This is a genomic window from Ralstonia sp. SA306 (genome assembly GCF_054792405.1).
The window spans coordinates 2,070,832-2,083,007 of record NZ_CP096451.1 but is presented as its reverse complement, the minus strand read 5'-3'; the positions used below and the strand labels follow the sequence as shown (position 1 = coordinate 2,083,007).

Annotated in this window: 11 protein-coding genes; 5 read left to right on the top strand and 6 right to left on the bottom strand. The window is 63.7% G+C overall.

What is annotated here, in order from left to right; genetic code table 11:
- The first annotated feature begins 53 nt into the window (after positions 1–53).
- The gene (orn, locus tag M1D44_RS09965; protein ID WP_419177593.1) at positions 54–698 is read left to right on the top strand and encodes an oligoribonuclease; all 645 of its coding nucleotides are present in this window, start codon (positions 54–56) and stop codon (positions 696–698) included.
- Positions 699–701: 3 nt separating this feature from the next.
- Here orn and mog read toward each other — a convergent pair whose 3' ends face one another.
- Together mog and yjgA are read right to left on the bottom strand one after the other, a co-directional pair.
- Positions 702–1,349: a molybdopterin adenylyltransferase gene (gene mog, locus M1D44_RS09960; protein ID WP_112185377.1), complete on the bottom strand. Its 648-nt coding sequence runs from the start codon at positions 1,347–1,349 to the stop codon at positions 702–704.
- Positions 1,346–1,963 carry a ribosome biogenesis factor YjgA gene (yjgA, locus tag M1D44_RS09955; protein ID WP_275426884.1) on the bottom strand — a complete coding sequence of 206 codons (618 nt, stop codon included), beginning with the start codon at positions 1,961–1,963 and terminating at the stop codon, positions 1,346–1,348. The genes mog and yjgA overlap by 4 nt, the downstream gene beginning before the upstream one ends.
- 93 nt (positions 1,964–2,056) lie before the next feature.
- On the opposite strand from yjgA, the gene pmbA reads away from it, so the two are divergent.
- On the top strand, positions 2,057–3,430 hold the full coding sequence (gene pmbA, locus M1D44_RS09950; RefSeq protein ID WP_024976233.1) for a metalloprotease PmbA: 1,374 nt from the start codon (positions 2,057–2,059) through the stop codon (positions 3,428–3,430).
- 64 nt (positions 3,431–3,494) lie between these two features.
- On the opposite strand, the gene M1D44_RS09945 is transcribed toward pmbA, so the two are convergent.
- On the bottom strand, positions 3,495–3,998 hold the full coding sequence (locus tag M1D44_RS09945; protein ID WP_316853310.1) for a dihydrofolate reductase: 504 nt from the start codon (positions 3,996–3,998) through the stop codon (positions 3,495–3,497).
- A gap of 4 nt (positions 3,999–4,002) precedes the next feature.
- Complete coding sequence (locus tag M1D44_RS09940) at positions 4,003–4,797, bottom strand: thymidylate synthase (protein WP_112185371.1); 795 nt, start codon at positions 4,795–4,797, stop codon at positions 4,003–4,005.
- A gap of 216 nt (positions 4,798–5,013) precedes the next feature.
- Between M1D44_RS09940 and M1D44_RS09935 the strand changes: the two genes are divergently transcribed.
- The gene (locus tag M1D44_RS09935; RefSeq protein WP_316853311.1) at positions 5,014–6,015 is read left to right on the top strand and encodes a threonine dehydratase; all 1,002 of its coding nucleotides are present in this window, start codon (positions 5,014–5,016) and stop codon (positions 6,013–6,015) included.
- Position 6,016: 1 nt separating this feature from the next.
- Here the strand turns inward: M1D44_RS09935 and M1D44_RS09930 are convergent, their stop codons facing one another.
- A complete protein-coding gene (locus tag M1D44_RS09930; protein ID WP_024976229.1) occupies positions 6,017–6,709 on the bottom strand; it encodes a TerC family protein in 693 nt (230 codons plus the stop codon).
- A 517-nt stretch (positions 6,710–7,226) separates the two neighbouring features.
- Here M1D44_RS09930 and egtD point away from each other — a divergent pair.
- Both egtD and M1D44_RS09920 read left to right on the top strand, forming a co-directional pair.
- Entirely contained in the window at positions 7,227–8,273 is a 1,047-nt protein-coding gene (gene egtD, locus M1D44_RS09925; protein ID WP_112185367.1) for an L-histidine N(alpha)-methyltransferase, read from the top strand.
- Positions 8,274–8,341: 68 nt separating this feature from the next.
- Positions 8,342–9,640 carry an ergothioneine biosynthesis protein EgtB gene (locus M1D44_RS09920; RefSeq protein ID WP_316853312.1) on the top strand — a complete coding sequence of 433 codons (1,299 nt, stop codon included), beginning with the start codon at positions 8,342–8,344 and terminating at the stop codon, positions 9,638–9,640.
- Between the two features lie 218 nt (positions 9,641–9,858).
- Here the strand turns inward: M1D44_RS09920 and M1D44_RS09915 are convergent, their stop codons facing one another.
- The gene (locus M1D44_RS09915; RefSeq protein WP_316853313.1) at positions 9,859–11,727 is read right to left on the bottom strand and encodes a DEAD/DEAH box helicase; all 1,869 of its coding nucleotides are present in this window, start codon (positions 11,725–11,727) and stop codon (positions 9,859–9,861) included.
- Positions 11,728–12,176 lie beyond the last annotated feature (449 nt).

Below are 12,176 nucleotides of genomic sequence, written 5' to 3'. Positions count from 1 at the left end.
GCGAAAATTATAGCCTTCAGTCATTTTCTCAAGGCCCTTGAGTGAGCACCCCAGTGAGTACCCCTGTTTCGTCCGTCGCATCCTCCTCGCCCGCCAACCGCGTTGCCGCCAAGAGCGATAACAACCTTGTCTGGCTCGACATGGAGATGACCGGCCTGAGCCCCGACAACGATCGCATCATCGAAGTGGCCGTGGTGGTGACGGATTCGGAGCTGAACATCCTGGCTGAAGGCCCAGTGCTGGTGATCCATCAGTCCGACGAGCTGCTCGACGGCATGGACGCGTGGAACAAGGGCACGCACGGCCGTTCGGGCCTGATCGACAAGGTCAAGGCGTCGACCACGACCGAAGCGGAAGCGGAAGCGGAACTGCTGGCGTTCCTCAAGAAGTGGGTGCCGAAGAGCAAGTCGCCGATGTGCGGCAACTCCATCTGCCAGGACCGCCGTTTCATGGCGCGCTACATGCCCAAGCTCGAGGAGTACTTCCACTACCGCAACCTGGATGTCTCCACGCTCAAGGAACTCTGCAAGCGCTGGCAACCGGCCATTGCCAAGGGCTTTACGAAGCACCAGCGGCACACGGCGTTCGCAGACATCATCGAGTCGATCGAAGAGCTGCGCTATTACCGCGAGCACTTCATCCGCGACGTGCCGCAAACGCCGGACGCTGAAGCGCTGGCGTCTTCGGTCGCCCCGTAAGCGTTAAACCTGCAGCGGTTTTACACGTACAGCGTGCTTGGGCCGCCAGGCCTTGACCACGCTGTCGTGCGTCTCGACATACGGGCCGCCGATCAGGTCGATGCAGTACGGCACAGCCGCAAAGATGCCCGGCACCGTGGCGCGGCCTTCCACATCCTTCAAACCTTCCAGCGTTTCCTTGATGGCGCGCGGCTGCCCGGGCAGGTTGATGATCAGCGTGGCGCGCGACGGCGTTTCGCGGATCACCGCTACCTGACGCGACAGAATCGCCGTCGGAACGAAATGCAGGCTGATCTGGCGCATCTGCTCGCCAAAACCCGGCATTTCCTTCGTGGCGACGGCCAGCGTGGCCTCGGGCGTCACATCGCGGCGCGTCGGGCCAGTGCCGCCCGTGGTGAGCACCAGATCGCAGCCGGCATGGTCGACGAGGTCGATCAGTGTTTCGGCAATCGCCGCTTGTTCGTCCGGAATCAGCCGCTCCACCCCTTGCCACGGCGACGATAGCGCGGTGCCAAACCAGTCCCGCAGCGCGGGAATCCCTTCATCCTGGTACGTGCCGGCCGAGGCGCGGTCTGAGATCGACACAAAACCGACGATCAGTTCGTCGGCGTGGCGGCGGGTGATCGGCGCGGAGGGGGCAGGGGCTGTCATGCGTCGTCGCCTTCGGCTTCGGGTTGATCGGCGTCGTCTTCGTCGCGGTCATTGCCGGACAGGGCCTGCTTGACCATTTGGAACAGCTCGCGCGACGACTTGGGCGGCTTGGCCAACTGTGCTTCCTTGCGCGCATTGCGCACCAGCGTACGCAGCGCCTGCACGTCGGAATCCGGGTGCGCTGCAATGAACTCGGTAACGGCGTCGTCGCTGGCGATCAGGCGGTCGCGCCAACGCTCGATGGCGTGCAGACGTGCGGTTTCCGCCTTGGAAGCGCCAACGAAGGTGGCCAGGACGCGGCGAATGGCTTCGACTTCCTCGTCGGTCAGGGCGCGCATCAGCTTGCCGATGTACTGCATCTGGCGGCGCTTGCCTTCATGGGCGGTGGTGCGTTTGGCTTCGCGCAGGGCGTCGAGCAGCTTTTCGGGCAGCGGCACCTTGGCGAGTTTGTCCTTGGGCAGCGCTTCCAAGGCGGTGCCCAGGTCTTGCAAGGCGTTCACCTCGCGCTTGCGCTGCGATTTGCTCTTGGGCGTATCCGGATCGTCCTCGTCACCGATGTCGGTACGCACGACGGGTTGGAGATACGTGGGGTTGTGTCGGGATGCTCGGCTCATGGCGCGCATTGTATCTTGCTATGATGGGCGCTTTCGCCAGTTCTTGCCCGCTTTTGGCAAAATCCCGGCACCCGTTTCTCCCCTCCATTGCCTATGTCTCAAACGCCCGATTCCAAGACCGCCCCTGTGTTTGCCTACCGCCGCGAACAGCTCGAGGAGATGGCCACCGATGTGCTCCGCATTGCCCGCGAACTCGGCGCCTCCGATGCCGCAACGGAAATCTCCGAAGGCCAAGGCCTGTCGGTCACGGTGCGCAAGGGCGAGATCGAGACCATCGAGCAGAACCGCGACAAGATTGTTGGCGTGACGGTCATGCTCGGCAAGAAGCGTGGCAACGCCAGCACGTCGGACTTTTCGCCGGCGGCACTGCGGTCCACCGTCGAGGCTGCCTACAACATTGCGCGCTTCACCGCCGACGATGATTGCGCCGGTTTGGCAGAAGAAGAACTGCTGGAGAAGCACCCGCAAGACCTGCAGCTCTATCACCCGTGGATGATTGACGCCGAAGCTGCCGTGGAGATCGCACGCGCCGCTGAAGCCGCTGCCTTTGCCGTAAGCCCGAAGATCCGCAACAGCGATGGCTCGAGCATCTCGGCCCAGCATTCGCACTTCGTCTTGGCCACGTCGCGCGGTTTCATGGCGGGCTACCCGTATTCGCGTCACTTCATTTCGGCTGCGCCGATCGCCGGTTCGGGCGCGCATATGCAGCGCGACGATTGGTATTCATCCAAGCGCTCGCCGGACGATCTGGCCGCACCGGAAGCGATCGGCAAGTACGCGGCGGAACGTGCGCTCGCGCGTTTGTCCGCGCGCCGGCTGACAACGCGCAAGTGCCCCGTATTGTTCGAGGCGCCGCTGGCTGCAGGTTTGCTGGGCGCCTTTGTGCAGGCGGTGTCGGGCGGCGCGTTGTATCGCAAGTCGACGTTCCTGCTCGATACGCTGGGCAAGGAAGTTTTCGCGCCGCATGTGCAGATCACGGAAGACCCGCACGTCCTCAACGGCATGGGCAGCGCGCCGTTCGACGAGGAAGGCGTGCGCACGCAGCGCCGCGATGTGGTGAAGAACGGCGTGGTGGAGGGCTACTTCCTGTCGACGTATTCCGCGCGCAAGCTCGGCATGCAAACCACGGGCAACGCCGGCGGGTCGCACAACCTGACGCTGTTCTCCAACAAGACCACGCCAGAAGACGACTTTGCCGGCATGCTGCGCCGCATGGGCACGGGCCTATTGGTAACCGAGCTGATGGGCCAAGGCGTGAACTACGTGACGGGTGATTACTCGCGCGGCGCGTCAGGCTACTGGGTTGAAAATGGCGTGATTCAGTACCCGGTGGAAGAAATTACGATTGCCGGCAACCTGGGTGAGATGTTCCGCCAGATTGTCGCCATCGGTGCCGATGCGCTGGTACGCGGTACGAAGGAAACTGGCTCGATCCTGATCGAGCAGATGACGATTGCTGGCGAATAAATCGCCACCGCCGAAATGAAAAACGCGCTCGGAACTGAGCGCGTTTTTTATTGCCTGTCGCCAGTTACTGCTCGTTCGATGGCGGGCGTTCGTAGGTAACGAACGCGTAGTCGAAATCATTGGGTGCCGCCGCGTGGTGCGTCTCGCGTGCGACTTCGTGCCAGAGCTTGGGGTCGGGCGCGGGAAAGTATGCATCGCCTTCGAAATCGGCGTCGATTTCCGTGACGATCAGGCGGTCTGCGCTCGGGAGGGCATCCGCATACAGTTGCGCGCCACCGATCAGGAAGATCTGCTCGGCGCCGACGCACAGGCGCTGCGCATCTTCCATCGAAAATGCGATCTCGCAGCCGGGCAGTTCGAGCTTGGCATTGCGCGTGACGACAATGTTGCGTCGGCCCGGCAGCGGGCGGCCGATCGAATCGTAAGTCTTGCGGCCCATCACGATGGGCGCGCCCATTGTGGTGCGCTTGAAGTGCGCGAGATCTTCGGGCAGGCGCCAGGGCAGGGCGTTGTTGCGGCCAATCACGCCGTTACGGGCGCGGGCGACGATGAGCGTCAGGATGGTCATACGGTTACACGGCCACCGGTGCTTTGATCGCAGCGTGGCTCTGATAGCCGACGATCTCAAAGTCTTCGTATTGGTAGTCGAAGATGCTTTCAGGCTTGCGCTTGATATGCAGTTTCGGCAACGGCAGCGGTTCACGCGCGAGCTGCGTTTCGACTTGTTCGAAGTGGTTGTTATAGAGGTGGCAATCGCCACCGGTCCAGACGAAATCGCCCACATCGAGGCCAGTCTGCTGCGCAACCATATGCACGAGCAGCGCGTAGCTGGCAATGTTGAACGGCACGCCAAGGAAGATATCGGCGCTGCGCTGGTAGAGCTGGCACGACAGCTTGCCGTCAGCCACATAGAACTGGAAGAACGCGTGGCAGGGCGGCAGCTTCATGCGCGGGATGTCGGCCACGTTCCAGGCGGAGACAATCAGCCGGCGCGAATCGGGGTTGCGCTTGATCTGCGCGATCAGCTCGGCGATCTGGTCGATGTGTTCGCCGTTGGGCGTCGGCCACGAGCGCCACTGGGAGCCGTACACGGGGCCCAGCTCGCCGTCGGCGTCAGCCCATTCGTCCCAGATCGTCACGCCGTTGTCTTGCAGCCACCGCACGTTGGTCGAGCCCTGGAGGAACCACAGCAGTTCATAGACGATGGACTTGATGTGGACCTTCTTGGTGGTCACTAGCGGAAAGCCATCCTGCAGGTTGAAGCGCATCTGGTGGCCGAACACGGATCGCGTGCCGGTGCCGGTGCGGTCGGCTTTGTCGGTGCCATGTTCGTAGACATGGCGCATCAGGTCGAGATAAGGCTTCATGCGAGCGCGGGCGAAGAGGCGAGGGCGTCGGATATCGGGTGAGCCGCATTGTAACGTGAGCGGCGCGGCGTCGACTGTACCGGCAGTGTCTGGAAACTGGCCCGGTCGGACGGGCGGCACGGTCGGGTCGATAAAGCGCAGAATTGTCGATGTTGCGGGGCAGGCAAGGCTGGCAAGATCGCGACATCGCTTTCAACTGTCTGCTGGAGAAACAGCGTGTCGTCCATAGCTACCTCCGCTTCGGCCACCCGTGCCGCCGAATTGCGCCATCTGCGCGCAGCCGCCGAATTGGTCCATGCGGTGATTCCCCCGACCCCGCAGTATTGTTGGCCGCTTCTGGCGCAAGCCGTGGGGGCGGTGGTGTGGGTTAAGCATGAAAACCACACCGAAGTGGGCGCGTTCAAGGTGCGAGGCGGGCTGACTTATCTGCATGCCTTGCGCCAACGTGAGCCGGAGGTGCTTGGTGTGATTGCGGCGACGCGCGGCAATCATGGTCAGTCGATTGCATTGGCGGCGCGCCGCAATGGCCTGGCCGTCACCATCGTCGTGCCGCACGGCAATAGCGTGGAGAAGAACGCCGCCATGCGCGCACTTGGCGCAGAGCTCATTGAAGCGGGCGATGACTTTCAGGCGAGCCGCGAGTTCGCCGATCAATTAGCCGGTGAACGTGGCTTGCACTTTGTGCCCTCGTATCACGACGATCTGGTCGTCGGGGTGGCGAGCTACTGGCTGGAGTTTCTTGAGACCACGCCGCTAGATGTGGTCTACGTGCCGATCGGCATGGGTTCGGGGATTTGCGCGGCGGTGCGGGCCCGCGATGCGTTGGGGCTGTCGACACGCATTGTCGGCGTCGTGTCAGCACATGCCCGGTGCTACGAGCAGTCGTTTGCAAGCGGTACCGTGGTGTCGGCGCCGGTGTCGACGTTGCTGGCCGACGGGCTGGCGTGCCGCATGCCGGACGCGAACGCGCTTGAGGTGATCCGAGCCGGCGTCGAAGAGATCATTGCGGTGACGGATGACGAAGTGGCGGAGGCCATTCGCCTGTACTTTTCCACCACGCACAACGTCGCGGAGGGCGCCGCGGCCGCAGCCCTTGCGGGTGCATGGCAGCAGCGGGAGCGGATTGTTGGCCAGCGCATCGGCCTGCCGCTGACCGGCGGCAACATTGATCGCGCCAAGCTGGCGCGTGTGCTCGCCGGTCAGCCCATCCTGGCTTAGTTTAGGCGGGTTGTTGGCGGCGACGTTGGACCAGCCAACCTCCGCCCAGCACCACCAGGAACACCACCACATACACTGCCCACTTGAGCGGCGGCTGTGGGGCAAAGAACGCCTTGAGAACCGGTTCGGCCACGATCATGTGCGCGGCCGTATAAGCCAGCACAGCGGCGCCGCCGTAGATGATGACCGGGAAGCGTTCGATCAGGCGCAGTACCACGCCGCTACCCCACACGACGACCGGCACGCTGATCAACAGACCCAGCACCACCAGCAGGAAGCTGCCATGCGATGCACCGGCAATGGCGAGCACGTTGTCGATGCCCATCACTGCATCGGCGATGATGATGGTCTTCATGGCGCCGATCAGCGTGGTGCTGCCCGCGCCGTGTTCATCGCCGCCTTGGCCGTCGTCGGCCAGAAGCTTCCACGCGATCCACACCAGCGCCAGACCGCCCACCAGCATCAGGCCCGGAATCTTCAGCAGCCATACCACCGCCAGCGTCATTAGCGCACGCACGACTATGGCGCCCGCGGCGCCCCACATGATGGCCTTCTTCTGCAACTCGGGCGGCAGGTTGCGCGCTGCCAGCGCGATGAGGATGGCGTTATCGCCCGCAAGCACAAGGTCGATCACGATGATCGATGCCAGCGCGGCAGCAAACTGCATGGTGAAGATGTCAGACAACCATTCCATGGTGGCTCCAAGTCAAACAACAATAAAAATCGGTTGACCGAACTGCATGGAGTGCTGGGGCGAGACGCTTTGCAGACCATGAAATCCGGTTGCAAAGGTCTTGCTCGACACGAACAGGTTGGGAACCCTGCTGGTGCCGGCACGACCGGAAGCGTGTGCTTCGTCATGACGATCGTGCCTGGGGCTGAAGAACCCCCGAGCTACTCCCCTTTGAGGAAGCCCGCATTATATCGCGGCGGGCGGATTGTGCGCTGCAAAAACGCAACATCGGCCTACCAGCACGGTGTGCGTGATTTTTTCAGCGGCGCGGGTGATTTTTACGATTGGCGCGATGCCGTGTTGTGGCGGCCTCCGGCGAAAGAACGGTGGCGCTGTCACAAAGCGGCGTCTACGCTGCAATTTCATCCGTGCGCCATCAGCGTGCGGTGATGGCATAGGCGCGATGGCACATTTCTCGCTGTCAATGGCCCTCATGACCATGCAGCACCGTGCCGTTCCACCCACAACGGGAGACACCATGCAGGCCACCAAGCCGTCCGCCGATGCCTATGCCCGCCGCGCGCTGGCCCGTCTGATTCAGCCGCAGCCTACGGTTGACGCCGTTGGCGCGGGCCTGACTTTCTACCAGCTCTTTACGGAAGACGATGCCGCGTTGCGTTCCGAGGCGGAAGCCGGCCTGCTCTCACGCCCGGCCAGTATCAGCCCGAAGTTCTTCTACGATGCCCTCGGCTCGCGTCTATTCGAAGCGATTACCGACTTGCCTGAGTATTACCCGACCCGCACCGAAGCCGCTATCTTCAGCCTGCACGCGGCCGAGATCGCGATGCGCGTGGGCCGCGGCGCCACGTTGATCGACCTGGGCGCCGGCAATTGCGAAAAGGCTGCACGGCTGTTCCGCACGCTCGCGCCGTCGCGTTATGTGGCGATCGACATCTCGGCGGATTTTCTGCGCGATACGCTGCGGGGGCTTGCGCGTCAGCATCCGCAATTGCCGATGGTCGGCATTGGCGCCGACCTGTGTGCGCCGCTGGTGTTGCCCGATGCCGTTGGCGATGGGCGCCGCGTGTGGTTCTACCCCGGTTCGAGCCTTGGCAATTTCACGCCGGAAGAGGCGAGGGCATTTCTCTCACGCCTGCACGAGGCTTCCGCGCCTGGCGACAGCGTGCTGATCGGCATCGACCTTATCAAAGACGCCCAACGGCTCGAAGCCGCTTACGACGATCCGCTTGGTGTGACCGCGGCGTTCAACCTGAACGTGCTGTGCAACCTGAATCGCCTCCTGGGCGCAAATTTCGACGTGCGGGATTGGCGCCATGTCGCGCTGTACCGCGCGGAGGCGCATCGCGTTGAGATGCACCTGGAAGCACTCCGCGATGTAACGGTGCAATGGGGCAAGCACGCGCGTACCTTCGCCGCCGGCGAACGCGTGCACACCGAGAACTCCGTCAAATACGACCTGCCGAGTCTGCAAGCGATGTTTGCCGATGCCGGTTTCGAAGATCTGCATGCCTGGACCGACGCCGGCAGCGACTTTGCCGTCTGTCACGCGAGCGTAGGCCGTTAGACGGGGGCGGCGGAACGCCAAGCAGGCCGGTGCGATAATGGATCGATTCCCGCCCGAGGTTTGCCGCGATGGCTGAATTCTTCATGCTCCCCGATCCGACCTTCATCGGATCGCTTCCCGACTGGACCGACGGCCGCCGCTTGCCGCGCCAGGGCATCGCGCACAGCCTGGTCGACGCCCGCAATCGCACGCTGGCGTTGTTGTCGGCGTTTGGCGATACGCAGCGCGGCTGGCAGATTGAACGCGTGGAGCATCATGCCCCACCGCTCTGGACGCTGGGCCAACTGGCCTGGTTTGCAGAGTTCTGGTGCCTGCGCGAGCCGCGTCGCAACGGCAGCGATACCATCGAGGACGGCGCTGGCACCGAGTGGGATCTGGCGCTCTGGCAGGCCACGTTGCCCGCCGCGCTTGATGGCGCCGACACGTTCTTCGACATGGATCGCATGCCTCCAGAGGCATGCTGGGACCTGACGCTGCCCGGCATCGCCGCGATCAAGCAGTACGCGCATGGCGTGCTCGACCGCGTGCTACGCAAGCTCGCCACGCTGGGCACCGACGACGACGCGGCGCTGGAACCGTTCCGCTGGGCGGTGTTCCACGAAGACCTGCGCGCCGAACATCTGCACGGGCTGCTGCAGGTCCTAGGCCTGCAACCCGCTGGGCAGCCTCCGCTGGCCGCCGTGGCCGTGCCGGCTGCGCAGACATTGTCGTTGCCCGGCGGCCGTTTCCAGATGGGCTGGCCAGACGCCGACGGTTTCTTCTTCGACAACGAGTGTCCGCCGTACCGCACGTATGTGCCCGCGTTCGAGATCGATGCGCAGCCGGTTACGAATGGCCAATACCTGGAGTTCATCGAAGACCGTGGTTACGATCATCCGCAGTGGTGGTCGCCGGCCGGCATGGAGTGGCTGATGATGCAGGAGCGTTCGGCGCCGCTCGGTTGGCAGCGCGATCCCGCCACGCGTACCTGGCAGGCACTGCGCTACGGTCAGGCGCGTACGATCAACCGCGATGAAGCGGTGCGCCATGTGAGCCTGTACGAAGCCCAGGCGTGGTGCCGCTGGGCCGGCCGTCGCTTACCGACTGAAGACGAATGGGAGATGGCCGCGGTGCAGGGTAGGGCCGGCTTTCATTGGGGGCAGGTATGGGAGTGGACGTCGTCGCCGTTCGAGCCGTATCCGGATTTCGTGCCGGGCATGCCGCGCGGCCGTGTGGCGAGCCTGTCGGCGCCGCATTTCATGACGATGCAGGCGGTACGCGGCGCTGCCGCACATACGCCGCAGCGCACGCGTCACCCGCGTTTCCGGGGCTTCCTGCTGCCGGAACGCGATGACGTTTTTGTCGGTTTCCGGACCTGCGCGCTTTGACGAGCGCAACCCTCGCTTCGGCGAGGGTTTCTGTTGCCTGCGGCGCTCACACGACAAGTCGAGCGATGAGCATCAGAAAAAGCCACGCAGGTGTCTTCTTGTAAGTCCAACTGCGATTAACCGGCGTTGCCCAAGAAGCAAAAACCCCACGCTGTTAGACGTGGGGTTTTTTGTTGGTTGCCCGCTAAGGCCATCCAGAGGAGATGGCCCTTTATCGATCAACGATCGAAGTCGCGCGGACGGCCCTTGCTGCCGTAGCTGTCGCGGTTGCCATAGCTGCGACGCTGAGCGCCGTTGCCACCGTCGCCGAAGCGGCTGGCGCCGTTGTTGTCGCCGAAGCGACGCGGGGCGCCTTCACGGTTGCCATCGCGATTGCCATAACCGCCGCCGTTGCTGGTGCCCGCGCTGTTGCCGTAGCTACGGTTGCCGTCTTGCGAGCCTTGCGTGCGTGCGGGTGCGGGACGTTGTTGCCAGTCGCCACGGTTTTGCTGGCCTTGGCCATACGACTGACGCGGGGCGCGGTCGTCGCGGTTCCATTCGCGTTGGGCGCCTTGGTAGCCGCCGCTGTTGCTGTTGCCGTTGCGATCATCGCGGCGCGGAGCAAAGCCGTCGCGGTCGCCGCCGAAGCTGCGTTGGAGGCGGCCTTCGCTGTTACCGCCATTGCCCCCGTTGCCGCCTTGGCGCGCGCCGAAGCCTTCACGCTGGCCGCGATAACCGCCGCCATTGCCACCGTTTCCACGGTAGCCGCCACGGTCGCCGCCGGCACGCGGGCCGCCAGTGCGGGGCTTGGCCGAGCGCTTCGGCTCCAGGCCCTCGACAACCGATGCGTCGATGCGGCGATCAACGAAGCGCTCGATACGGCGCCATTGGAACGTGTCATTGTGGTTCACCAGGTTGATGGCGATCCCGCTGCGGCCGGCACGGCCCGTACGGCCGATGCGGTGCACGTAGTCTTCAGCTTGCTTGGGCAGGTCGAAGTTGACCACGTGCGTGATGTCCGGCACGTCAATGCCGCGGGCGGCCACGTCGGTGGCCACCAGCACGCGCAACTGACCGCGGCGCAGAGCCGTCAGCGTACGGTTACGCGCGCCCTGGTGCATGTCACCATGCAAGGCGCCGGCGGAGAAACCGTGCTCGGTCAGGCGCTCGGCCAGCGAGTCGGCATCACGCTTGGTCGCCGTGAAGACGATGGCTTGCTTGAGCGACGCGTCGCGCAGCAGGTGATCCAGCAGCTGCTGCTTGTGCGACATGTCGTCGGTGAAGTGCAGGCGCTCTTCGATGTTGCTTTGGTCGATCTTCGCGGTGGCGATTTCGATACGCTGCGGCTCGCGCATCATGCGCTCGGCCAGTTGTTCGATGCGGCGGTCCATGGTGGCCGAGAACATCAGCATCTGGCGCGTGGCGGGCGTGGCGCCGACGATGGCTTCGATGTCATCCGAGAAGCCCATGTCCAGCATGCGGTCGGCTTCGTCAAAGACGAGCATGTTGAGTGCCGACAGGTCGATGCGGCCCGAGTCGATGTGGTCGAGCAGGCGGCCAGGCGTGGCGATGATGATGTCCGGCATGCGTGCCAGCATGTCCAACTGCTTCGGGTAGGGCATGCCGCCCAGGATGCTCGCGCAGACGATGCGGCGCAGATGGCGGCCGTATTGTGCGGTGGCGGTAGTCACTTGCAGGGCCAGTTCACGCGTGGGCGTGAGCACCAGCAGCGACGGCTTGGCAGGTGCCGGGCGGGGGCGGCGACCCTTCATGCGTTGCGGCGGGCCGTCCATGCGCGGACGCTGCGGCTCAGGCTGCTCGCTGATGCGCTGGATGGCCGGCAGAATGAATGCGGCGGTCTTGCCCGAACCGGTTTGGCTCGTGACCAGCAGGTCGCGGCCCAACAGGCAGGCCGGAATGGCTTGCGCTTGAACCGGCGTCGGGGTGATGTAGTTCACTTCGCCCAGCGCACGGACGATGCGGTCGTCCAAGCCCAGTGCAGCAAAGGCGCTAGCACGGGTCGCGGCTTCGGCGACGAGGTTTTCGGTATTGGTGTTGCTGGTTTCAGCGTGCGCAATAGCGCCGCTGCCGTCTTGAGGCTGCGTCATGTCGAATAGGTAGTAAGGCTGCCGCGCCGCTACATCAACGGATGCAGACAGCGGAAATGGGATACGGCGACCGGTTAATCACGGGCGTCGGCGCCAATCGGATAAGGCCGGTTCGACAGACGGGCTGCAGAACGGACAGGCGGGGGAATGGGCCGGCCTCAAGCTGAACAGGTCAGCGAGGTGGGGCGGCGGTCCCTTCGGCGTGATGTGAATCCACGCGGGAGATCGGAGACGATGCCAAGCACAATGGCAATCGGCTGCGCATGCATGCAACGGGCGGGGATTCGGACGATGCGCGCCGGTCTGAAACCAGCACATCGGCCAACCGCGGACCGAAAAATACGGCAGTAAGCAGCCAAGTCACGGACTATAGCACGAATTTTTGCAGTGCGCAAAAATGCTAGTGATATTGATGTATGTGCCGGCACCGACGCTTGCCGGATCGAGCG